This is a genomic window from Corynebacterium tuberculostearicum (assembly GCF_016894265.1).
Classification (GTDB): Bacteria; Actinomycetota; Actinomycetes; order Mycobacteriales; family Mycobacteriaceae; genus Corynebacterium; species Corynebacterium tuberculostearicum_D.
On sequence record NZ_CP069791.1, the window covers coordinates 1,502,658 to 1,526,534 of the forward strand.

Sequence of the window (23,877 nt, forward strand, 5' to 3'; positions counted from 1 at the left end):
TCCTGAATTTGTCGCCGGTTTCACACAGTACAACGGAGTCTTTAGCGATTTAGTTCCCAGTGCAGAGAGAATTAGTAAAAACAGTTGGTCCCCGTGGTACAACTCCACCTTTTCGGGGGAGAGGTACCACGGGGAACGGTTACGAGCTGCGAATAGCTTGGTATGTGGAACTACTATCCGCGCACCTGGACGAGGTAGCGGTAGATAGTCGGTTCAGATACGCCTAGGCGCGTCGCTGCCGCGGCAATTCCGCCTTTAAGAAGGAAGAATCCTGCATCCTCAAGGTCAGAGACCACTTCGAGTCGCTCCTCGCGCTGCATGCGAGGTACTGGCGTGCTCTGGTTAGAAATTGCGGAATTCAACATGGAATCTAGAAGGTTCTCTACGTTGGAACGCAAAGACTCGCTGACTTCTTCCTTCTCTGGCTCCTCTTCCGCAGCCTCGTCTTCTGGAGCCGGGTCTGGTACCGCGACGGGTCGCTGCGGCTGCTCTTCCGTGCCGGGATAGCCGCCGAAGGCCTTCGACTTATCAAATGCGGGATCATCGGCGTTGCCGATAAGTGCGGCGGCAGTATCGCGAATGTGTACCAACTCGGAGACGTCAACATTGATGCACAGCATGCCGCGCATATGGCCAGAGTCGTCTCGGATGAAATAACTAGAAGAGCGGCAAATTTTGCCTTCCGCATTGACGGCGCGGTAGCCGGTCATCATGGGGATTGCTGCGGCATCGCCTTGTTTCATAAACCACAGAGCGAAGTCGGTCACGGGGCCGCCTAGCTGCCGGCCAGAGATGTGGCCGTTGGCGATGGCCATGATGGATTTATCGGGAACGTCGAGATCGTGGAGCACGATTTCGGTGTTGGGGCCCATTGCCTTACCGAGGAATTCGACGAGGGGAATGTACTGCTCGAGGAAGTTTTCTTCGGAGGCACTGCCGCTAGGGAAATTCATTAGCTGAAGCATGTCCTTTAATTCCTGTCAGGTTATAGAGAAGATATCACACGGAAGCGAGTAGGCGGAAGGGGGGGGAACTAGCGCCAAGAAGGCCGGGTGAACACAAGCGGCTTAGCGCTGTGCTCACCCGGCTCATCGCTTCTCTACAGGGTGGTCTCTATCCACACACCGGAACTGGTGGGTGAACTGCTAGGGCCAGGCCACCTTGTGAGGTCTCCCTGTACTTGGCGTTCATATCCTTACCAGTCTTATACATGGTCCAGATGACTTCGTCCAAAGAAACGCATGGCTTGCTCTCGCGCTCCAGCGCCATGCGGGCGCTGGTGATGGAGTCAACGGCAGCGACAGCGTTGCGCTCAATGCAGGGGACCTGAACCTGTCCAAGGACTGGGTCACAGGTCAGGCCTAGCTTGTGCTCCATGCCAATCTCGGCTGCAATGCAAACCTGCTCTGGGGTAGCGCCCATGAGCTGGGCGAGACCGCCAGCAGCCATGGAGCACGCTACACCAACCTCACCCTGGCAGCCGACCTCAGCGCCAGAGATGGAAGCGTTCATCTTGTACAGGGAAGCAATCTGGTTGCAGGCGAAGATGTAATCAGCAAACATCTCGGTGGTGACGGGCTCAACGAACTTGTCGTAGTAGGCCAGTACCGCCGGGACAACGCCGCAGGCACCGTTCGTGGGAGCGGTAACAACGCGGCCACAGGATGCATTCTCTTCAGAGATAGCCAGTGCGAACATGTTGACCCAGCTGAGGATGTTCAGACCATCGTGCGGTTCGGACTGCTCTAAGCGGCGCCTCAGGGCAGCGGCGCGGCGGGGGACAAGCAGGGAACCTGGAAGCGGACCGTCGGTAGCGGAGCCGCGCTCGATGCCGGTGTACATGACATCGCGGACCTTGCGCAGGTGCTCGTTGACTTCGTCTTCCGAGCGCAGGGCCAACTCGTTGGCCAAGCCAAGCTCCGGGAGGGTCATGTTGTTCTTCTCGCACAGCTCGAGCATCTCTGCGGCGCTAGCGTACGGGAAGGGGATATCAACCTTGGCGTCCGTGCGCTTGGCAAAGTCTTCCTGTTTGACGATGAAACCGCCGCCGACCGAGTAGTAGGTCTTGTGCAGGATGTCTTCCTCGCCGGCGAAGGCGATAAGACACATGCCGTTCTCGTGCATTGGGAGGTACTCATCGTGGAAGTAGAAGCCGCCGTCCTTGGGGAATTCCACCTCGTGGGAGCCGCCCAGCATGAGCTTCTCGCTGCTGCGGACGTTCTTCATGAATTCGGAGATGCCGTCGATATCAACTGTCTCTGGCTCTTCACCGGCGAGGCCGAGGAGGATGGCCTTGTCTGTGGAGTGGCCGATGCCCGTGAGGGAGAGGGAGCCGTAGACATTTGCCTGAACTCGAGTGACCTTGTCAAGGAGGTCCTTTTCCTTGAGTTCGTCCACGAAAGCCTTGCCGGCTTTCATTGGGCCTAGGGTGTGTGAGCTTGAGGGGCCGATGCCAATCTTGAACATATCGAAGATGCTGATGAACATTGTTCTTTCCTTGAATCCTCTGCGATTTTCTCGTCTGCGGCGGTACTTAGAAGGCCTGGACGATGGAGTAGATGATGGTTGCTAGGGCGACGAGGCCCATGAAGAAGACGAAGTAGTTGGAAGCCATGCCCTTGTAGCGCTTCAGCGCTGGGACCTTGTGGATGGCGACCATTGGGATGATGAAGAGCATGATGGCAATCGTCGGGCCACACAGGGTTTCAATCATGCCCAGGATGGATGGGTCAGCCCAGGCGACGAGCCAAGCGGTGACCAGCATGAAGATGAGGGTGATGGTATCGAGCTTGTGAGCGGACTCTGCGTCGTCCTTGCTTGCGTTCTTGCTGCCCTTGATGACGAGGCCTTCGAAGCCTTCGGCTGCGCCGAGGTAGTGGCCGAGGAAGGACTTAGCAACTGCAATCATGGCGATGACTGGGGCAATCCACTGGATAAGTGGGTTATCGAAGTGGTTGGCCAAGTAGGACAGGATGGTGATGTTTTGTGCCTTAGCGTCCGCCATGTCAGCCGGGGAGAGGCTTAGAGCGGTGGAGAAGACGAAGAACATAACCACGACGACCATGAGGATTTCTGCGCGGAGCAAGGTCTTGCGGGACTTGGCCTCAGCGAACTTGCCGTAGGTCTGGCGGCGGTCAACGGCGAAGGAGGAAATCATCGGGGAGTGGTTGAAGGAGAAGACCATAACCGGAACCAGCAGCATCAGGGTAACGCCCATGCTGTGGCCAGAAGCCTCGCGAGCGACGTTGAGGTCGAAGGAATCGAAGAGCGCGGTATTCCACTTCGGGATGAGGTAGAGGGAAAGCAGAACCAAGATGCCGATGAATGGGTATACCAAATAGGACATGACGTGAACTACGACGTCCTTGCCCATGCGGACGATTAGGATGAGGCCGCCTACCAGCAGGAGGGAGGTAAGCCAGCGGTCCGGAGGAGTAATTCCGAGCTGGTGCTCCAGGAAGGAGTTGACCGTGTTGGTGATGGTGACCGAGTAGACCAGCAGGATGGGGTAGACCGACAGGAAGTACAGGATGTTCATGAGCACACCAGCCTTCTTGCCAAAGTGCTCTTCCACGACGTCCGTGAGGTCACCGTCTGGCTTGGAACTGGACAGTACCAAGCGGGTCATTCCGCGGTGAGCCCAGTAGGTCATAGGCAGTGCTAAGACCGTCATGATGATAAGCGGGATGATGCCACCGATGCCGGCGTTAATGGGAAGGAAGAGGACACCAGCGCCGATTGCGGTGCCGAACAGGGAGAGCATCCATACGGTGTCTTCCTTATTCCACTTCGGTGCACCCTTCTGGCCATCGAACGGGGTGTCAATGCCAGGGGCGGGTGCGGATTCCTTGGATGAGGGAGCTGCCTTGGAGGCCTTGAGATCCTCAGGCATCTCAGCCTGGTTTTCTGGGTGCTGGGCCTTGTTGCGCCGCGTGATTGAGTGGGACATTTTCTTTCCTACATCTAGTTGGTCGGCCGAAGCGTTTGGGCTTCTGCAACCATGAGTGAGAAAAATTTTCTCACTCAATTTTGCGTTTGTAGGATTTTGAGAAACTATCTCGCATCCTGCATGTCCAGCCCTTTTGCTTCGCTGTGCCTTCAGTATAGAACAAAATCTTGCAGAATGATAATAAATTATTGCACTGCGAGTAGGGCATTTATCACTCTCTGAGAATTTGCATTCCCTTGCGCTTTATGGCTTGCTTTACACAAAATCCGGAAAAGTGGTTTACGTCACGGAATCGTTTGTAAAAGGTCCTGCTTAACACGATTTTCAGATCTCGTGGGGCGGAAATTGAGGGTGCGGGCTAGGTCTCTACCAAGACGGTGAAAGGTCCTTCACTCACAGAGGAAACGCGCATTTTAGCCCCGAATTGGCCTGTTTCTACTGACACGCCGTGTTCCCTGAGGTTCGCAATAATCGCCGCGATGACCGGTTCGGCCTCGGGTCCTGGAGCGGCATCCGCCCACGAAGGGCGTCGCCCTTTGGCAGTGCGGCCGTACAAAGTAAATTGGCTCACCACAAGCACGGGCGCTCCGGCATCAATGACTGACACTTCGCCATCAAGAATGCGCAGTTCTGCAATCTTGCGTGCCATCTTCTCAGCGCGGGGCTGCCAACCATCCATATCCTCGCGTGAGACCCCAATTAGAGCGAGAAGGCCACCGGTTTCGGGACTAGTAATGGCCCCTACGGTCTCTCCATCGACGGTCACTGTGGCCTCTGATACCCGAGTCAAAACTGCGCGCATGGTTTACTTCTCCTTATATAACGAGTGGGGGACAGTGTGGATCTAGCTGAGGTCCGGCGAATCGGTATCCAAGAGGAGATCAGCTGGGATAAGCAGGCCATGTCGGACCATATCGATCACGGCGGGTAGGGCAGCAGTAGTAAGTTCTGCTTCGTCGAATCCGTGCGCCGCCGCATACAGGCCAATGGTTTCTTCCAGGTTCAAGCCCTGTGGGTTGAGTCCGGCGACAATGGCAGCGATGTGTTCATCTACTTCGTGGCTCCAGCGCGGACCGTCGGTGCGAGTAAGGCGTAGAGCGGCCCGTGTAAATCCCTGGCCCAAATCCCCATCTGGGGTGCTGATATCTTCGCGTGCCAGCCCCGGGCGTACCTGGAAGTGCTTTCCCTGTAGCTCGCCGGGTACTAGGTCGCGCAACCACGCCACACGGGCAAAGTATTCTTCTACTTCAGGTCCAAGTGGGTCGCTAAAGGCCTGCGGCATTTCTTCGGCCAAGATATCGGCAGGTTCATCGTCGCCGATGCGTTGGATAGCGACAAATCCAAAGCCAATGCCATTGACCTCATGTTGCTGGAAATGTTCCAGCCAGGCGCGAGAGCGCTGTTGTCCTTCAGGGGAGCGTACATCCAGGGATTCATCCTCGAGCCAGGTGGACACATAGAGTGCGGGATCGGCTACGTCGCGCTGGATGATCCAGGCAGCAATTCCCTTGTCTGGCAGCCAGGAGGCAACGCGTTGCTGCCAGGTCTCGCCGCTGGTGTGTACCCAAGCTGCCAGAAGGTGAGCCGTGCCGCCAGGGGTTAGGTGATCGGTGGCCCGAGAGACAACCAGCTCGCTGGCACCGTCCAGATTTAACCCGGAATCGCGGTAGACGTGGCCAACTTCGGGAAGGCCAACAACAAAAGGTGGGTTAGCTACGAGGCGGTCAAAGCGGCGGCCGGCTACGGGGGCGAACCACGAACCTTGCAGCAATTCCACTTTCTCGCTATCGCCAGTAGCGGCAATGGTAGCCTCGGCCAACTCCAATGCACGCTCATGCACGTCGGTGGCGGTAATCTTTTCAGCGCAATCGAGCTGCCCCAGCAATTGGACGCCCGAGCCAGTGCCTAGATCTAAGACGCTGCCCACTGGGCTTACTGGCGTGGATTGCAGCAGCGAAAGGCTTGCCGCACCAACGCCAAGCACATGGTCTGGGCCAGGTACGTGGTCGACCAAGGAGGCGTCGACGTCGGAGAAGATGAGACGGTTGGCGCCAACGATGGTGTGGGGGCGGATATCGAGGGCAATGTAGGCCTTGCCATGGGCGTCGGCAAGCGCAACATTGGCATCAAGCAACTGGGTAGCCAAGCGCGCGCCTACCGCCTCGCCCAAAAGCGTGGCCGGTAGGTGTTCATGCAGGAGGAAGAAGCGGATCAAAAGATCCAATTGAGATTCGCTGTGCGCGGCGAGCGCAACTGGTGCGGGTTCGCCGCGGAAGAGGGCCTCGGTAACTTCCGGACCTAGGTGCCCGGCTACGCCATCGGTAGTAAAACCGGCGGCGGTAAAGACGTCGGAAAGCTCTGCGGCCAGCGTGGCTAGCGCGGTGGCATCAAAGTCGGGGCCAAAAGCGGTCGTCATGTAGGCAGGAATCCTTTACTCTTCTTCGTGATCAATGATGTCGTGGTGTGCCTCAATAGGCCGGGCAGTGCCGCCGGATACCTGTGGGGCGTGGGTCTGGCTATAAAGCTGCCGGTTCATGGCTGGCTTGTACACGTTTTTCTCGCGCTTATCCTTCTTTTCTCCCCGGCCGTTGCCAATCACCACGGCTATCCAGGGGAGGGGAAAAGTCACGCCCACAATGATGGCGGCTAAAAGCCACCAATGCATATAAAGGAAGAAGCCGGCGATGAGCAGGGAAGGAACGCGTAAAAACTGGAAGATTCCATACCGAATTTCGCGGCGCTTGCGGTCCTGGCCAGGCGAGAGCTTGGCATCTGTGATGAGGTAGCGCTCTTTTTTGCCAAACAACCTAGACTCGGCTCCCCTCGTGCGCATCGGCGTTCCCTCGATAAGGGGAGAGGGGCGCAGTGGCTGGCGTGCATGACGTGTACATGTTCTCCAAGGGTAGCCGCCTGACTCGCAAAGTTCGATGCCGATGCGGCAAAATGGAGTGCGTGACTACGACTACGAAGACAATTGAACGGCCAGATATTCGTGAAGACACTTCGACGACGGATAATGACACGCCGAAGTTCTTCCACTACGTCAAAAAGGATCACATCCTCGATTCCGCGGTGAACGGCAAGTACGTCGTTGCGCTGTGCGGCGAAACTTTCCCGGTGACCAAGCAGGCAAAGCCGGGTTCTCCGGTGTGCCCCGATTGTGAGCGTGTGTATAAGGGTCTGCGCCGCAAGTGAGGACTTTTAAAAAGACTAACCTTCGCGCCTGGCAGCAATCCGCCCTCGATAAATTCCTCGCCACTAAGCCGCAGGACTTCATGGCGGTGGCGACCCCGGGCGCCGGAAAGACTACCTTCGCGCTGCGCATTGCTACCGAGCTCATGGAAGACCGTACGGTCGAGCGCGTAATCGTGGTGGTGCCTACCGAACACCTCAAGACCCAGTGGTCTAGCGCTGCCGCGCGCGTAGGTCTGGCTCTCGATCCGGCGTTTAGCAATTCCTCCGCCGTTAATCCCTCGATGGACGGCATTGTGGTGACTTATGCGCAAGTGGGTATGCACCCCTTCAAGCACCGCGCGGTGGCCTCTGCACGGCGCACTTTGGTGATCCTTGATGAGATTCACCATGCAGGCGACGCCAAGAGCTGGGGCGATGGCGTCAAGGAAGCCTACGACGATGTCAATCACCGCCTGGCCTTGACCGGTACGCCTTTCCGCTCCGATGACTCACCCATTCCATTCGTCCAGTACGTGGACGATGGGGAGGGGCACAAGGTATCCCGCTCGGACCATACCTATGGTTATGGCGATGCGCTTGCCGACGGCGTCGTGCGCCCCGTTGTCTTTCTTTCTTACTCTGGTGAAGCCCGCTGGCGCGACTCGGCCGGCGAGGAACATGCAGCCCGTTTGGGCGACATTATGAATGCGGAGCAAACCGCCCGAGCGTGGCGCACCGCCTTGGACCCCAAGGGTGAGTGGATCCCTGCTGTGCTGCAGGCGGCGCATACCCGCCTGATGCAAATGCGGCGCAATATGCCGGATGCCGGCGGCCTCGTACTGGCTTCGGACACGACGACCGCACGCGCGTATGCCAAGATCCTCAAACAGCTTTCTAATACGCCAGTGTCGGTGATTTTGTCTGATGATCCCGGTTCCTCGGACCGTATTCAGGAGTTTTCTGAGTCCACCGATGAGTGGATGGTGGCGGTCCGCATGGTGTCCGAGGGCGTCGACGTCCCGCGCCTTGCAGTGGGCGTTTATGCTACCTCGGCGTCGACTCCTCTCTTTTTCGCCCAGGCCATCGGCCGCTTCGTGCGCTCGCGCATGCCGGGCGAGACGGCATCGGTTTTCCTTCCATCGGTTCCTGTGCTGCTGGGCTTGGCGGAAAATATGGAAAAGTCCCGCGACCACGTCTTGGGTGAAGAAAAGCCCGACAAGGAAGGCTGGGACGACGAACTGCTAGAGCAGGCGAATCAGAAAAAGACCGAACCAGACATGCTGGAGAAGTCTTATGAGTCGCTTGGTGCCGAAGCAGAGTTTTCGGGACTGCTCTACAACGGTTCTCAGTTCAATACCGGGGATATGACCACCGATGAGGAAGCGGATTTCCTTGGCATTCCCGGGCTACTGGATGCGGACCAAGTAAAAGACTTGCTGCGCAAGAAGCAATCCGAGGAAATGGACCGCCGCGAAGCGGAAGAAAAGGCGCGGCGTGCTGCTGAGGCGGAGGAAGCTCACCGCCGCAAGCTCTACGGTATGGACTATGCGCCGGCCTCACGGAAGAAGTCTATGGAGTCTGAGTCCAGCGATACTGGAGTCGTCGATGAGCTAGGCCAGTTGCGCAAGGAACTCAATACGGTTGTCTCCATCGCTGCCCAGCGCTCGGGCCGCCCGCACGGTGCTATCCATACCGAGGTGCGCAAGGCCTGCGGTGGACCGCCCACCGCGCTGTGCAACGCCGACCAGCTACGCGAGCGCATAGAATACCTGCGCAAGTGGTAGGTGTCGTGACGTGGTAGACGGTCATGGTCAAAGTCAAGGTCAAGCAAGGCCGGATTGGGACAGTACTCCAGTACCTTTCGTGCGGTGCATTCCTAGCCCGGTGCGCTCCTAGCGCGGAGTGCACCCAGCCCGGCCTTTTCTGCGCTCTACCAGAAAGCGATCGCCGTACAATGCGCAGCCAGCGTGGGTAACGTAGTTAAAAGCAATAGAACGATTAGCAATAACACGATTAAGGCTTTTGGGCTGCACTCAAGGAGGCCAATCGTATGACCACCCCGAACGATCCTCACACCCCGAGCAACGGAAGGAATCCCGACAGTACCGAAGGCGCGGTATACCCGGCCTTTGCCGGTGGCGGTGACGGATACGGCTATTCCCCGGCCGAAAAGAAAAGCGTGATTGCGGTGTGGGCTCTCGTTATCGGCATCATTGCGCTGGTGTCTTTGCTCCTAGTTGTTCCACCGCTGCTGCTGGGGCCGATTGGCATCATCGTCTCCATCATCGCATTGCTAAAAGGCAAGAAGCGACCAAAAGAGCTGCGCCGCGCCTGGATGTCCATCGCCGGCTTGATTACCTCAATTATCGCTTTAATCTTGTCCGTTGCTTTCTTAATTTACTTGTATACGCACATTGGTTGGACGATGACGCCTGACCCTGAAATGTGCGCGACCATCGAGGACCCAGCGCAAAAGCAAGCCTGCATGGAAGATTCCTTGAACGGTTCTACTCAAACTAGGCGTTTCCCAAACGCCGAATATCGCATCTGTCCACCCATGGCACCATCCATGTGGAGGTGCGCAAGACTTGCCGCGGCCCGACCGCCCACAAACTCGGCCACTCGGTAGTTGCCAGTGATTTCACAGGTTCCGTAAGTAACCTGGCCGAAAGCGATTACAAACGCATAAGTTATTAGACGCACATGGGGTTGCCCGCAAATTGTGGACACGTAGTGGAGCTACCTAGTGGTTAGGCGGCTATTTCTTTTCTGCTGGTGGTTAGACCGATGCGGTTCTCGAAGTCGGCGGGGCTTATCATCCCGAGTGCGGAGTGCCGACGTCGGCGGTTGTAGACGACTTCAATCCAGTAGGCAACGGCCTTGCGTGCAGCATCACGGGTCGCCCAGCGCTTACGGTCGTAGAATTCGGTTTTAAGCGTCGACCAGAATGACTCGGCCATCACGTTATCGAAGCACACGCCGGTACGCCCTACGGACTGAGCAATGCCCAGGTTGCGGCAAACTTCCCAAAGCTTCTCGCTGGTAAATTGGGTTCCGCGGTCAGCGTGAAACACTAGCCCGTCAGGCACGTCACCGCGTAGTGTATGCGCCATCCGCAGGGCCCGTTCGACCAGGTATGTATCTTGAACGCTATCCATAGCCCAGCCCAGTACCCTGCGGGAATGACCATCGCGGACTGCGCACAAGTACAACCAGCCTTCACCGGTGCGCAGGTAGGTAATATCCGACATCCATACTCGGTTGAGCTCACCAGTATCAAACATGCGCTTGACCAAGTCAGGAAGCGTGGACTTACGCTTGGCTTGAATCGTTGTCACTGGGACAAAGGCCCGCGGGGAAATCCCTTCAATGCCCATCATGCGCATCCGTTTAGCCACAGTCTTACGATTAAGCGAAATGTGGTACCGCTCGATAAGTTCTGCGGTGATCCGCGGAGCACCATAAACCTCGTCGGAGTCCGACCAAATCTGATGAATCTTACGGTCAACGTCATCGTAAAAAGCTGCACGATTATCTTCGCCGGATAGCCGCTTCTGCTGCGTATGAGACCATTTGTAGTATCCAGACCGAGACACTTTTAATAGCCGTGCCATACGTTTGATGCTGTAGTTCGCCTTCTCTCGCTGCATTAATTCGAACTTTTCTGTTCGCGTTGCTTGGCGGCGAAGAAGGCTGTCGCTTTTGACAAAAACTCGTTATCCATCTTGGCTTCCGCCAGCTCACGGCGCAGACGAGCATTCTCAGCACGAAGATCCGCCTCGCTTAGCCCGTCGGATGCTCCTCGGCGCTCACGCTCGAGTTTGACCCACCTGCCTAAAATTGTGGCTGATACGCCAATTTCCTTAGCCACATGAGCGATTGGGCGCTGCGACTCGATTACCAGGTTTGCGGCTTCACGCCGGTACTCCGGCGTGTACTTCTTGCGCTGTTGATTCACAATGAACATCCTCTCCTACGGACACAAGATCCGTACAAATAGGGTGTCCACTACTTGAGGGTAACCTCACACATATTCGATAAAGAGCACGCAATTTGGGCTGCCTCAAGGAGGCCAACCACATGACCACCCCGAACAACCCAGAGAACCCGGACAACGCGAATAACCCATTTAGCAGCGACAGCACCGGCAAGCTGCCCTTCTACGGTGAGGCAACCTCCAAGGCCAACGAGGAGCACACCCACGACGCAAACAACTACGGCGTAGACAACACCGCTCACGACCACGCCTCCTACGATGCTTACGGCACGAACGCAACCGCCGCTGGCGCCGACTACCCGGCCTACGCTGGTGTCGACAGCCAGCCGGCAAAGAAGAACGCAGTTGCTATCTGGGCGATGGTCATCGGCATCATCGCGCTGCTGTCCCTGCTGCTGATTGTTCCGCCGCTGCTGCTTGGCCCAATCGGCATCATCGTCTCCATCATCGCGCTGGTTGTCGGCCGCAAGCGCCCGAAGGAGCTGCGCCGCACCTGGATGTCCGTCGTCGGCCTGGTTACCTCTATCTTCGCCTTGGCCGGCACCATCGCCATCATGGCCTTCGGCGTGAAGATCCTCGGTGACACTGGCGCCGACAAGTGCCTGAACATGCAGGACCCTGCCCAGCAGCAGGCCTGCATGGAGGACACCCTGGGCACCGCACCACAGCAGTAGGGGAAATCCCAACACACTGCACTAAGCAACCCCCACGAGCCCCGACCACATATGTGGTTGGAAGGTACGTGGGGTTCTTAGTGTCACGTGGAAGTCGCACTGTCACTTGGAATCGGTAATGGCGTTTCCAAGCGGAACTAGGAGAGGGGATTAACCCTGTTTTGATAATTATTGAACGGTGTTCAAGATGCTGGGCTACGATACCTGTATGGCAGAAACCTTGACTGTGCTGATGAGCATTAAGATGCGTGCAAGCCTTGAGGGCAGGCATATCTCGGGTGCTGAACGCATCGTGGAACCACACCTTGTTCCTCGCGTGAGCTCAGAGCTTGCCACTCGTGCGTTGCGGCACGAGAAGGGCGTGCCGGATTCCATCAACATTGCTACGAGGGTGGTTGCAGTAAGTGACATTGCTCATGTAAGTGCCTTGAAGGTTAGTACACGGGACTGTGAGAACCCGGAGTCTGCACAAACGGTGATGATGGACGTGCTCGCTAAGGACAACCGAGTTTCCGAGAGCGCAGCCCGCCGAGGTATCGAGCTTCTGTACCGCACCCGCGATATGCGCGGTGCGAGCATCGTCTGCGCTGAAACCGGTGAGCGTCTAGACACTCATGGGCAACGTGGTGTTCGGGTGGGAACATTTGATTGGGCTGATTCCCCTCATGCAGAGTCGAAGAACCATCGGGCTGATGCCGTTGCTTTAGCATCCAAGGCTCTTGCTGCGCCGGGCATTGTCGCGGAAGTCTGTATTTCCGATGACCCGGAGCGTGTCAAGTTGTTTGTGTGTGGGGCTGGGTTTATAGGTATTTGTCGAAGCGGTCGGGGTAGGCCACGGCCATTTGGTTGATGGCTTGTTTCCAGCCGGATACTCGGGCTCCTTCCATGAGTCTGCCGGCTGTTCTTGAGACTCGTTTACCTTGCTTTGCTCTCTTGGCGGCTCGCTTGTCTTCAATATTGCAGATCATCAACCACAGCGTCTTTAGGGCTGATTCATCGTTGGTGAACTGCACCCTGTTGCGAGTAGCTTTACGCAGCTCATTGTTAAAAGATTCAATGGAGTTCGTCGTATAGATCACCTTCCTAGCTGCTGGTGGGAACTGCAGAAACGGGACAAACCGCGCCCACGCGTCCTGCCAGACCTTGACTGAGCGGGGATACTTCTCACCCAGCTCGGAAGCCTCGAATTCGGCTAAAGCAGCCCTAGCTGTGGACTCGTCTGTGGCGGTGTAGACCTTCTTCAACGCGGCTGATACAGCCCGGCGATCCCCGTAGGCTACCCACCGGTTCGCGGCACGTATCAGGTGCACGATACAGGTTTGCACCATAGAGTTCGGCCAGGTTGCCTCGACTGCTTCTGGTAGGCCTTTCAGCCCGTCACAGCAGACGATAAAGACGTCTTTGACACCACGGTTAGAAAGATTGGCGCATACCTGCGCCCAAAATGAAGCGCCTTCTTCTTTGGCAATCCACAATCCTAAAATGTGTTTGATGCCGTCAAGGTCCACACCGATTGCCATGTACGCACTCTTGTTGACTACCCGGCCGCCATCGCGGACTTTAATGCGCAGCGCGTCCAGGAAAATGACCGGGTAGAACTCATCTAGCTGGCGGTTTTGCCAGACCATAACCTCATCCAAGACGGCGTCAGTAACCGCTGAAATCGTCTCATGGGAGATATCAACCCGCATCGCCGTTGCCATGTGGTGCTGGATATCCCTGATTGTCATCCCACCGGCGTACAAGCTGACAATCATGTCATCGACATCAGTTAAACGTCTCGAGCCTTTAGGGACCATAGTTGGGATAAACGTCCCAGTCCTGTCTCTGGGGATATCCACGGTGACCGGCCCGTAGTTAGAATCCACGGTCTTTGTGTACGACCCGTTGCGGTGATTGTCTGTCCCAGCTGCAGCTTTGCCGCTCCTATCACCAGACTCGTAGCCGAGGTGGGCATCCATCTCGGCATTCAAACCCCTAGTAATCGAGGCTTGCAGCATGCCGCGAACCAGGTCATTGGCATCCGTTGTGGACGTGCCTAGGTCGTCAATCAGTTTCGCGATTTCAGGGTTAGCAAGAAGCTTCTTTTCAATCGCATCAATCTTGGCCTTATCGGCCGGATCTCGTCTCGCCACAGTAGTCATTCTGGCTTATCTCCTTATGCGGGATCGGTTCCCACACACAAACCATCAGACACTCTCATGACCCGAGCTACACCACCGGTTATGTCGCGGTCGAAGGTTCCTATACGGCTTTGCGCAACGTCAAGGCTGAAGGCGGGAAACAAGGTGGACGTGTCTTGTTCTATTCAGGCGCACTTAGTGCACTTCCGGAGACAGAGCAGTGGCTGCGTGAAAAGCCTGTCCTTGTGGAAGGTTCTTGGCAATGAGCCTGGAAGACTGGGCATTCAGTTCCAATGCTTCGTGGTGTGAGCGTAGTCTGGAAAGAACCGAAAGGGTCATTAGCGGTAGTCAAAGTCCGCGCACCGTGGTCGATGGACGTGAAACGCTGCTTGCGGGATCGTCTGATTACCTGGGGCTCGGGACGAATCGCGCGCTTGCCGACGCGGCCCACGAAGCAACGCTGCGTGCCGGGGTGGGGTCAGGAGGATCGCGTCTTACTACGGGTACGAGTGACTATCACGTCGCGCTCGAGCGTGATCTGGCTGGGTTTGTCGGTGCGCCAGCAGCGCTCGTGTTCGGTTCGGGTTACCACGCCAACATGGGAGTAATCCCTGCGCTTGCTGCAGCTGCGCGAGATTGTGGCGAGAGACTTTCTATTTTCTCTGACGCTGATAATCATGCGAGCATCATCGACGGCATCCGGCTGGCCAAGTCGAGCTACCAAGGGGTCCGGTCATCTGTTTATCCGCACCTCGACGTGAAAACCTTAGAAGAGCAGCTTGCTGCCGATGCATCGGAGCGCCGATTGATTGTGAGTGACGGCGTATTTTCCATGTCCGGCGAGCTTGCGAATCTCCATGCGCTTCAGGAACTTGCTCAGGATTACAACGCCTGGTTGATGATCGATGATGCGCACGGGATCGGCACACTTGGCAGAAATGGACGCGGCGTTTGTGAGCATTTCGATTTGCCCTTGCCGGATATCTATATCGGTACCGCGAGCAAAGCCTTAGGGGTGGCGGGCGCTTTCGTCGCGGGCAGTGAGCCACTTATCGAGCTATGCCGCCAACGCTGCCGTAGCTATATCTTCTCAACGTCCATGCCGCCATCGCAAGCGGCTGCTATTAGCGCGGCGTTAGCTCTCGTTCCTTCGCGAGTGCAACGGCTTGCCCGCGTCGTACACAACCTTCGGCAGCGTCTGCGGGCGAACGGATGGAAAGTGGTGGACTCGCCCGCGCCTATTATCGTCTTGCCGGTAGGCGCTGAGAACGCAGCTATGGAACGTGCGGCACAGGCGGCTGAAAGGGGAGTAATTGTTTCTCCGATCCGCTATCCGTCGGTACCGCTCGGACAGGCTTTGCTAAGACTTACAGCTCATGCCGACTACTCCGAGGGTGATATTGCGCTCATTGTCGATGCCGTAGGCCCCGCGCCTCAATAGTGTGACCGCGGCGCTCACCACAAAGTAACCATGACGATGAGAGTTAGTTCCATCAGTGCTGCCTGCCAGATGATGTGATGGCCGGAGGCACTAAACCCTGGGGCGGTAAAGATGTTGAGAAACTCTTTGGTTAGCAGCGCTACGACTATTACGGCAAAGCGATGGCGCAGACGGCGTGGAAGAGGATGGAAAACTGCGTGAAGCCTGGCGTCTTGCGCTCACGCACCATGGATTTCACGAGAGGGACGGTGCCCGAAAAGCACGACGCAAAGTCTTCTCCTATCCGCTGCAATGCCGGCAGGAGGTATTTCGGTGGTGCATCAGATACAACACACAGCTCCGGCACTCATGGTGCGGACAGATATCGCCCGATGTCTTTGAAGCCCAATCTATTACACTGACCAAGGCGGCATAACTGCCCTCACCTTGTCTACTTTGCAGGGGTCACGCCCTGGCGTAGCCGTGACAAGTTATATTTAGTCCAGTACAGGCGACCACTTTCTCTGCCCTGTAAGTTCCCTTTTCGCTATCTAATTCACAGAGGAACCTAGATGTCTAAACTCAGCGTCGATCAGAAGTCCGTTTCGGCACTTATTAATCAAACCACTACGACGAGCTTTCTCATTCCGGATTACCAACGCCCGTATGCATGGACTGAAGACGAATGCGCAACGTTGTGGGACGACATTGAAGCGTTTTGCATTCCGGAGGGTAACGCAGACGCGTTTGACCCCAGCGATGAATATTTTCTGGGGCCGATTGTTACTTTCCGCAATGATGCAGGGCAATTGGAAGTCATTGATGGTCAGCAGCGTCTAACGACGCTTATGCTTTTGCTGCGTGCGTTCTACGAGAAGTTCCAGTACATGCAAGATCCGAACTCGAAAACCACCTTCCGCGAGATTGCTCAATGCATTTGGCGTACTACTGAGTTTGGTGATCGCATTCCTGATCAGCTGCGCATTGATTCAGAAGTAGCTTCTGATGACGATAAGGATGAATTCCGTTTTATCCTCAACGAGGGGAAAATTCCCGACGGTGCGCACAGCGCGTATGCGAAAAACTACTCCTATTTCGAGTGGCGTGTTGATCGGTTCATCAACGAATATCCGTCATACACAGCGCGGTTGGCTAACCGAATTCTCAAGAAAGTTATTCTTCTGCCCATCGAGGCCGAGTCACAAGACACGGCTCTTCGGATTTTCTCGACACTGAATGATCGCGGCCTGCCACTGGCAGACGCTGATATTTTTAAGTCGCAATTCTATAAGTACTTCACCGCAAAGAACGAGAAAGAGGGATTTATCGAGCGGTGGAAAGCGCTTGAAGAGACCGCTACACGTGTGTTCTCGCATACCCGTGGAAATAACAATCCCATGGATGAGCTTTTTACGCGGTACATGTATTACCAGCGAGCATTGAAGGGAATCAGGACAACTACAACGGAAGGCCTGCGTGACTTCTATGAACGTGATTCCTATGCGTTGTTGAAGAAAGAAGAATCGCTTGAAGACCTTGAATCCCTCGTTGCCTTCTGGGACAGAGTCGACCAGCAAGAAGAGTTTTCGGAACGCGTCAATAAACGCCTGTATGTCTTGAGCTACGCCCCGAACAGCATGTGGACCTATATCGTCTCCGTGTACTTCCTCAAGAACCGTGACGAGAATGGGAATCTCGAAGAAGAAAAATTCTTCGACTTCCTTGCTCTTATAACTGGCTTCATATTTGCTTATGCCGTTCACCGCCCCGGTGTCAACGCACTTCGAACGCCTCTGTTCCCCGCGATGATTTCAATCGTTAACGACGAAAAGGTAACTTTCGAAAATTATCGCTTTGATCGCCAGCAGTTGATTGAGCAGTTGAATTCCTTCACGTTCAGCAACAATCGCCCGATCACTAAGTCCATGGTCCTGTGGTGGGCGTTTGAACAGCCCAGTCAGACCGTGCTGGACAATGATACGAAGCTCGAGATTGAACACATCTACTCTCGGGCCCGAGCAAATAAGGAGAATTCCCTTTCGTCGAAGGGGTTGCTTGAGTCGCTGGGCAATAAAGCCTTCCTCGAAAAGAATATCAATATTCGGGCTTCTGACTACCGTTTTGAGGACAAGACTCGCTACTACACCGGCTACACCACAGCGAATGGCGTCGAGAAGGCCGGAACGAAGAATCAGGAGCTTCAATCGATCGCAAGCCAGCAGGAAGATTTCACCGAGGAAAACATCGTCGAGCGAAAGAGCGCCATTATAAATGGGCTCATCGATTACCTCGACCAGTGGAATTTGATCGAGAACTAGGACAATCGCGCTCGACGACCTCGTCAAGGTCATCCGTGAAGAACCCCATTGGGTATCCTTAATTCAAAGGTTCCGCCCCGCCAGTAAGAGCCCTCGGTCTTTACCACCGATGTGGTCAGGCGGGGTGGTCGTTGTTTAGGGGCTCTTCCGGAGGAGTCACAAAAGTGACGAAAGGTGTGCGCGCTCGGAGCCGCGAGGTGACAGCAAAGACGATATGAAGAGGTTAGTATCAACAACCAGATGCAGCTTTCTGTGTGCTGCTATCTGCTGAAGCTCTTCGGTCACTTACCTGCTCCCAAGGCGGTACGGATCCTCTTTTCCATTCGCATAGTGGCGAATTCTTCATGAGCAAACGCTTCCGCAGCATCGGGATCAAGGGGCTCAGATTGAGCATCGATTGTGCGGAGAAGCCGACGGTAGGCTGCTGTAGCAAGTTCGTTGTCGCTAAGTCCTTCGACAGAGGCGGCAGACTTTTGAGCGTTTTCAAGAAGACGCTTACGTGCTGCATCTTTACGATTCATGGCTCTGTCCACCTTTCCTAATCGGCGAAGGTCTGAGTCAAAAGTTAGAACCTATTTTATCTGGCATTACGACATACAGCTAGCCTCGGCCAGCCACCTGCGTGTGCGAGACATACGCTGTCTCGCCGAGCAGATTTGGTGGCCTTGAAATGATTCTTTCAGAGACTAAAAGAGGAAGCGCCCGCGCTGTACTGAGGCGCAGGCTCAACCCCGGTTAAATCGATGGCACGTCCCCCAGGGCTACTTATCTTCGCCAACCTCCCTGATTCCTTGCACGATTCGTACAGTCTCCACCGCCACACGCGTGACCTTCGCAATGAGGTCCACGATGTACCGCGGATTTCCCACCTCGTCAGCCCAGTCGTTGGGGTCGTTGATGATTCCCGATGCCTTGTCCTTCTTTACCTTGTACCGGTCGATAATCCACGCCAGCGCGGACCGCGAGCCGAGCATGTACTCGTCCGTCTCCGCCGGGATATCGCGTACGGTCACGGACTTGTTGTAGACGAGAGTCGTAACGTCGTTGACGTTTTTACCCGTCTCTGGGGCTTTCTTCTTCGCCCACTTCATCTTCTGCACGCGCCAGGTCTCGCGGTCGTTCTCGTCCGCCGATGCCTTCACCTCCACCGTGACCGGCCACGGCTCCACGTCCTCGTAGTTCACGTGCAGATCCATGAGCTCCCGGCCGGCGGCAGCCAGCTGGTCGAACCGCGCCCGCGACGTCGGCGTTTCGATATGCGGCAGCATCTTCTTCAGGTCCGCGGCGTACTTCTCTCGGTACCCGGGGTCGTGCAGCTGTCCGTAGACGAAGTAGAAGATGTCGTCTTTCGTCACCTCCGAGCCCAGCGCCTCGCGGTAAATCCCAAGAATCTCGTCCGTGATGTTGTCCACGCGTCGGTATCCATCGAGGACTTCTCCTTCCGTACCGGGCTCCGAGCCTTCCGATGCCGCCATCCCAAAGTCCAGCTCACCCTCCGGCGCCTCGATGGGTTCCCAGGTCCAGCGAGGGAAGAATTGGCCTGCATTGGAGCCCCACATGGATAGGTCGAAGAGTTTATCGGTTGCGAGTACCGAAAAAGGTTTTGCGCTGCCGGGATTAACAATGTAGAAGCCAAAATTGCTATTTGTAGGAGTCGGAAACAGATGCGGCAGTTGATAGACCATGTCATTTACGGGTTGGTGGAAATAGGCGAATTGAACATGGAAAGGTCGATACAGCGATTTCATGATGCGGCTCGCATCAAAGCTGATGATCTTATTGCCCGCCAGCTGTTGTTTAAGACTGCGATTCCAGGAGATCTTGGATAGGTCAGCATATTCTGGACGTTTGGCAAGGAATGCATTGACGTCAGTCTCGCGGGGTTTGGTAATTCTTGCGCTTTGAATCCAGTCCCTAAACTCGCCGCGCGCAGCATCGTAGGTCGTTATTAAAGTCTGCATTTGGCTGGTGACAGCTGAAGGCGTTGACCCATAGCACCACGAATCACGGGCAGTCTTTAAACCTGCAGAGAAATTTTTGAAGATTGCTGGAATGTCATCTGAGTTCTTGTCGCCTAGGACAGGCCACGTCTCGAAGTCTTCATCGCGCTGATTGAGCCAGTCTCCGTAAATATTGGGGTCAATAATTTGCCAATCGATGTTGTCGAATGTGGAGCGATCAACAATCGCAAGTTTTTCGTCTGCACTGAGGTAGTCGCCAATATCGCGGTAGTGGATACAGACATCGTCGGGGATTTCCCGCTTGACTGCAATGATGATCGCGATAGTTGTGCGTCCGCCGTCACGGAAGACGTTGCCTGCTTCTTGTCGGCGAACGTCGCCTGCAGTACGAGCATTACCGCGAAGGTTGTACACGTAAATGTCGCTGAGTTCGTCGTCTAGCGAAAGACGCACGCCGTCGGCGGTGTTGCCATCGATCCATCCGCCGTTGGACACGAATGCCATGACGCCGTGTGTACCGAGTCGGTCGATGGACCAGCGGAATGCACGAAGATAGGAGTCGTAGAGAGAGTTCTTGTTCGTGGCTGAGGAGTTCCGGGCAAATGTTTCCTCGATGCGCTTGTCGAGCGTCGGGTACTTCAGGTTCGCGTTGTTATCGTTCGCGCTCGTCTGGCCTACGGAGTAGGGCGGGTTGCCGATGATGATGTTAATTGGCGCATCAATCTGCCGCTGGATGGCTGCGTTATTTTCCTTGAAGACCTTGAGGTCGAGAATGTCGCCTTCTTCGTGGATCTGGAAAGTGTCCGCGAGTGCGATGCCGTCGAACGGGATGTAGTCGGGATCTCGTTCTTCGTTGCGCTGGGCACGCTCTGCTTGGAGTGCGTTATACGTCGTTTCGATGTTGACTGCGGCGACGTAGTAGGCGAGTAGCATGATCTCAGTGGCGTGGAGCTCGGTCGCGTACTTGCGGGCGAGGTCGTCGGGTTCGATGAGACCCGACTGGAGGAGACGGACCATGAACGTGCCGGTGCCGGTGAAGGGGTCGAGGATGTGGACGCCTTTGTCGGTAAGGCCCTTGCCGAAGTGCCAGCGGGAGATTTGATCGGCGGAGCGGAGGATGAAGTCGACGATTTCGACTGGAGTGTAAACGATGCCGAGGGCCTCGGACTGTTTCTTGAAGGCTTTGCGGAAGAATCGTTCGTAGAGGTCCTTGATGACTTGTTGCTTGCCGGATGCGGAGGATACCTCGGAGGCGCGCACGCGCACGGACTCGTAGAACTTGGTGAGGGATTCGGTCTCGGATTCGAGCTTGGCGTCCGAGAGTGCGTCGACCATGCGCTGCATGACGCGGGCGACCGGGTTGTGCGCGGCGAAGTCGTGCTCGGTGAAGAGAGCGTTGAAGACCGGGGCGGTGATGAGGTGCTGTGAGAGCATGCTGATGGCTTCGTCCTCGGTGATGGAGTCGTTGAGGTTACCGCGTAGTCCCTCGATGAAGACCTCGAATTCCTTGCGGATGGTGTCGTCCGCAGCATTGATGAGTGCCTTGATGCGAGCGATTTGTGCTTCGGCGATAGTGGCGACATCGTCAGCCCAGTCTTCCCAGTAGGTACGCGTGCCGACCTTGTCGACCAGCTTGACGTACATGGCCTCTTGCCAGGCCTCGAGGGAGAACAGCGTCATTTGCTCCGCGGTGAGTTCCTGCTCGCTGGAATTTTCGGACTGGCCGGTTGGGGAGTCATCGGAAGCATTGAGCTTCTTCTTGGTTGTGGCCGGATCGTCGTCGGCAGGCTTGTCATCTGGCTTCGGGTTCGGCACGGGCTGAACATCGATGGGAAGCTCGACCTTCTCGTTGAGCGCAATCGAGTTGACCTTCGCATTGAAGCGGTCATCGTGGGCGCGCAAGGCGTTGAGGATCTGCCAGACCACGCGGAAGCGCGTGTTGTCGTTGAGGGCCTGGGACGGGGAGACTCCCGGCGGAATGGCGACAGGCAGGATGATGTAGCCGTAGTCCTTGCTTTCGGCTTTGCGCATGACGCGGCCGACGGACTGGACGACGTCGACCATGGAATTGCGCGGGTGGAAGAAGATGACGCTATCGAGGGCGGGGACGTCCACGCCCTCGGACAGGCAGCGTGCGTTTGTGAGGATGCGGGTCTCGTCCTCGGGGATGGAGGACTCAAGCCACGAGATCTTGTTGCCGCGCTCGAGGGCGTTCATAGTGCCATCGACGTGCTCAACGGCGACCTGAAGATCGATGTTAAGCATGCTTACGTCATTGGTCGCCGCGTGGTCCTTGAGCTGCTCTTGGTACTGGCGGATGAGCGTGGGGAAGGTCTCCTGGATGGTCTTCGAAGCCTTGATGTCCTTGGCGAAGGCGACGGTACGGCGCATGGGTTGGGCGTTCGCTTCAAAGCCGGACTTGGTGTCTTGCTCGGCGCCGGAGCGCTTGGCCAAGCCGTTCCAGGCGCCAATCATGGCGGAGGCGGTGGTGAGGTTGATTTCGTTGGTGGGGTTGGCGGCTAGGACGTCGGCGGCGATGTCTTCCTCGACCGTCATGACGAGGACCTTGTAGTCGGTGAGTAGACCCTTGTCCACGGCTTCGCCGAAACCGAGACGGTAGAACTCTGGACCGTAGACTGCCTCGTCATCCATGGAGGCGAGCTCGGCGGAGTGCTCTTCGGCTTTGCCCTTTACGGTGTCGTCAAAGAGTCGGGGAGTGGCCGTCATGTAAAGGCGCTTGTTTGCCTTTATGTAGTCTGCGTCGTGAATTCTCACGAAGTTTGAGGCGTCTTCGCCTGCGAGGGTGACGCCGGTGGTGCGGTGAGCTTCATCGCAGATGACGAGATCGAAGTCGTCCATGCCGAGCGTTTGAGCCTCGTGGATGGCTTCAATGGACTGGTACGTGGAGAAGACGACATTGAGGCCTTTTCGGCGCTTGCCCTGCGCGGTGCGCTCGGCAATGTCCTTGCCGTTGGTAGAGACCGGAACCTCCAAGTCATAGGAGGCAATGTCTTCAGCCTTCTTGGAGACCTTCGTATCCGAACAGACTGCGTAGGACTTCAGAGGCAGGTGCTCCTGGTTCTGTGCGGTCCATTCTTTTAACGTCTGCGAGAGCAAGGAGATGGAGGGAACGAGGAAGAGGACTCGGGCACGCCCGCCGTTGTTTTCTGCATACTGCTCCGCCAGACGCAGGGCGGTAAACGTCTTTCCCGTACCGCACGCCATGATGAGCTTTCCACGATCGTGTGTTTCAAAGCCTGCGATAGCCTTCGAGATCGCTTCTTGCTGGTGCGGACGCGGGGAGAAAACCTCGCGACGGGTGAGGTTAATTTCGATCTCAGAACCCGGGAAGGTCACATCCCAGTTGATAGGGGATTCTGCAATCGCTGCCGTGCCGATACGGTTGGTCGGGATGAGCTGGTGCTCCAGCATCGCTTCAGCATTCTTTGACCATCGCTCCGACGTGGAGATGATGATCCGCTGTGCGAAGGATTCTGTGCCCTTGTCTGTAGTAAACGAGTGTCCGGATGCCTCAAAGAAGGAATCGAGGTGACGCTTCTGAATATAGGTATCCGGCTTGTAGAACTTGCACTGGATGGCAACCCACGCGTCGTCATCGGCGCGCCGGGCAACGAGGTCGATGCCGGTGTCTTGCATACCGCCGTTGAACTCCCAATCGCTCCAACGGCTGACTTCCGAGAAGTGCTCCTGGAGGACGGGATCGGTTCGGAAGTAGTTGACCATTAATTTCTCGAACTTAATGCCGTACGAGCCTTGAGGCTGATTTTCACGGAGCTGGGTTAGGACTTCACCAAAAGCAGGCATGGTGTCCATTATGGACTACACATGAGTTCTCCACTTCCAAATGGTGGCGATGTTGTACAGCCGGGGTGGATGACTTGAGTCATTAGTAGAGCCCTGCATTCCTCATCATGCTCTGCCGTGTTTGAGAGATGAGGTAGGTGCTCAAAGGGCGGCCGGAGAGGATGGCGGCATCGTAAAGATAGTTGTGGAGGGTATCGGTACGCGAGAGCGGGGGCTGGTGCGTAAATCGAAGTCACGTTGGATCTGGGCGATTACGAATGGCACGGCGATGATCTCGGAGACCGCGATTAGAAGTGCGGCGACGCCGCGCTCCGCTGTGGCGTTGGTCGAGCTAAATTGCTTTGGCTTGGCGTGGGCTAGGGCGCTGAGTTTGGTGTCCTCAGTGGGGAGAAGGGAATCCGTTAAGCTGCCTTCGGATGTGGGCGGGGCGTCCTGC

The 23,877-nt window shown here is 56.1% G+C and carries 18 protein-coding genes; 8 read left to right on the top strand and 10 right to left on the bottom strand.

Annotation, left to right across the window (positions count from 1 at the left end):
* Nucleotides 1-173: 173 nt before the first annotated feature.
* The 6 genes from I6J28_RS07215 to I6J28_RS07240 all read right to left on the bottom strand — a co-directional run bounded on the left by I6J28_RS07215 (nucleotide 174) and on the right by I6J28_RS07240 (nucleotide 6,755).
* Nucleotides 174-953: a helix-turn-helix transcriptional regulator gene (locus I6J28_RS07215; RefSeq protein ID WP_239194030.1), complete on the bottom strand. Its 780-nt coding sequence runs from the start codon at nucleotides 951-953 to the stop codon at nucleotides 174-176.
* A gap of 160 nt (nucleotides 954-1,113) precedes the next feature.
* Nucleotides 1,114-2,487: an L-serine ammonia-lyase gene (locus I6J28_RS07220; protein WP_204608726.1), complete on the bottom strand. Its 1,374-nt coding sequence runs from the start codon at nucleotides 2,485-2,487 to the stop codon at nucleotides 1,114-1,116.
* A gap of 46 nt (nucleotides 2,488-2,533) precedes the next feature.
* Entirely contained in the window at nucleotides 2,534-3,949 is a 1,416-nt protein-coding gene (locus I6J28_RS07225; protein WP_204608729.1) for an HAAAP family serine/threonine permease, read from the bottom strand.
* Nucleotides 3,950-4,307: 358 nt separating this feature from the next.
* Entirely contained in the window at nucleotides 4,308-4,751 is a 444-nt protein-coding gene (gene dtd, locus I6J28_RS07230) for a D-aminoacyl-tRNA deacylase (protein WP_204608733.1), read from the bottom strand.
* 42 nt (nucleotides 4,752-4,793) lie between these two features.
* Nucleotides 4,794-6,365, bottom strand: coding sequence for a DUF7059 domain-containing protein (locus I6J28_RS07235; protein ID WP_204608736.1), 1,572 nt, complete (start codon nucleotides 6,363-6,365; stop codon nucleotides 4,794-4,796).
* 15 nt (nucleotides 6,366-6,380) lie between these two features.
* Nucleotides 6,381-6,755, bottom strand: a complete 375-nt coding sequence (locus I6J28_RS07240) for a DUF3099 domain-containing protein (RefSeq protein WP_086587548.1) — start codon at nucleotides 6,753-6,755, stop codon at nucleotides 6,381-6,383.
* Nucleotides 6,756-6,892: 137 nt separating this feature from the next.
* Between I6J28_RS07240 and I6J28_RS07245 the strand changes: the two genes are divergently transcribed.
* From I6J28_RS07245 to I6J28_RS07255, 3 genes are all read left to right on the top strand, one after another.
* Complete coding sequence (locus I6J28_RS07245) at nucleotides 6,893-7,144, top strand: DUF3039 domain-containing protein (RefSeq protein WP_005325062.1); 252 nt, start codon at nucleotides 6,893-6,895, stop codon at nucleotides 7,142-7,144.
* The gene (locus I6J28_RS07250) at nucleotides 7,141-8,907 is read left to right on the top strand and encodes a DEAD/DEAH box helicase (RefSeq protein ID WP_204608737.1); all 1,767 of its coding nucleotides are present in this window, start codon (nucleotides 7,141-7,143) and stop codon (nucleotides 8,905-8,907) included. The genes I6J28_RS07245 and I6J28_RS07250 overlap by 4 nt, the downstream gene beginning before the upstream one ends.
* Nucleotides 8,908-9,173: 266 nt before the next feature.
* Complete coding sequence (locus I6J28_RS07255; protein ID WP_200288975.1) at nucleotides 9,174-9,752, top strand: hypothetical protein; 579 nt, start codon at nucleotides 9,174-9,176, stop codon at nucleotides 9,750-9,752.
* Nucleotides 9,753-9,873: 121 nt separating this feature from the next.
* Here I6J28_RS07255 and I6J28_RS07260 read toward each other — a convergent pair.
* Nucleotides 9,874-11,090 (bottom strand): IS3 family transposase gene (locus tag I6J28_RS07260; RefSeq protein ID WP_204608740.1). Its coding sequence is split into 2 segments (ribosomal slippage): nucleotides 9,874-10,829 and nucleotides 10,829-11,090, totalling 1,218 coding nucleotides; the frame shifts between segments, so codons are not numbered across the junction.
* 113 nt (nucleotides 11,091-11,203) lie between these two features.
* Here I6J28_RS07260 and I6J28_RS07265 point away from each other — a divergent pair.
* Nucleotides 11,204-11,794 (top strand): hypothetical protein, encoded by a 591-nt coding sequence (locus tag I6J28_RS07265; RefSeq protein ID WP_200288976.1) that lies wholly within the window; start codon nucleotides 11,204-11,206, stop codon nucleotides 11,792-11,794.
* Nucleotides 11,795-12,038: 244 nt separating this feature from the next.
* The gene (locus I6J28_RS07270; protein WP_239454672.1) at nucleotides 12,039-12,644 is read left to right on the top strand and encodes a 6-carboxyhexanoate--CoA ligase; all 606 of its coding nucleotides are present in this window, start codon (nucleotides 12,039-12,041) and stop codon (nucleotides 12,642-12,644) included.
* On the opposite strand, the gene I6J28_RS07275 is transcribed toward I6J28_RS07270, so the two are convergent.
* Nucleotides 12,595-13,938, bottom strand: a complete 1,344-nt coding sequence (locus I6J28_RS07275; RefSeq protein ID WP_204608743.1) for an IS256 family transposase — start codon at nucleotides 13,936-13,938, stop codon at nucleotides 12,595-12,597. The genes I6J28_RS07270 and I6J28_RS07275 overlap by 50 nt on opposite strands.
* 44 nt (nucleotides 13,939-13,982) lie before the next feature.
* Between I6J28_RS07275 and I6J28_RS07280 the strand changes: the two genes are divergently transcribed.
* From I6J28_RS07280 to I6J28_RS07290, 3 genes are all read left to right on the top strand, one after another.
* Nucleotides 13,983-14,183 (top strand): 6-carboxyhexanoate--CoA ligase, encoded by a 201-nt coding sequence (locus I6J28_RS07280; RefSeq protein WP_275431225.1) that lies wholly within the window; start codon nucleotides 13,983-13,985, stop codon nucleotides 14,181-14,183.
* Nucleotides 14,180-15,358: an aminotransferase class I/II-fold pyridoxal phosphate-dependent enzyme gene (locus I6J28_RS07285; RefSeq protein ID WP_204608747.1), complete on the top strand. Its 1,179-nt coding sequence runs from the start codon at nucleotides 14,180-14,182 to the stop codon at nucleotides 15,356-15,358. Before I6J28_RS07280 ends, I6J28_RS07285 begins: the two co-directional genes overlap by 4 nt.
* Before the next feature lie 551 nt (nucleotides 15,359-15,909).
* Nucleotides 15,910-17,655 carry a DUF262 domain-containing protein gene (locus tag I6J28_RS07290; protein ID WP_200288978.1) on the top strand — a complete coding sequence of 582 codons (1,746 nt, stop codon included), beginning with the start codon at nucleotides 15,910-15,912 and terminating at the stop codon, nucleotides 17,653-17,655.
* A 281-nt stretch (nucleotides 17,656-17,936) separates the two neighbouring features.
* Here the strand turns inward: I6J28_RS07290 and I6J28_RS07295 are convergent, their stop codons facing one another.
* Both I6J28_RS07295 and I6J28_RS07300 read right to left on the bottom strand, forming a co-directional pair.
* Entirely contained in the window at nucleotides 17,937-18,176 is a 240-nt protein-coding gene (locus tag I6J28_RS07295) for a hypothetical protein (protein WP_200288979.1), read from the bottom strand.
* A 240-nt stretch (nucleotides 18,177-18,416) separates the two neighbouring features.
* Nucleotides 18,417-23,441: a DEAD/DEAH box helicase gene (locus I6J28_RS07300; protein WP_204608750.1), complete on the bottom strand. Its 5,025-nt coding sequence runs from the start codon at nucleotides 23,439-23,441 to the stop codon at nucleotides 18,417-18,419.
* Between the last annotated feature and the right edge of the window lie 436 nt (nucleotides 23,442-23,877).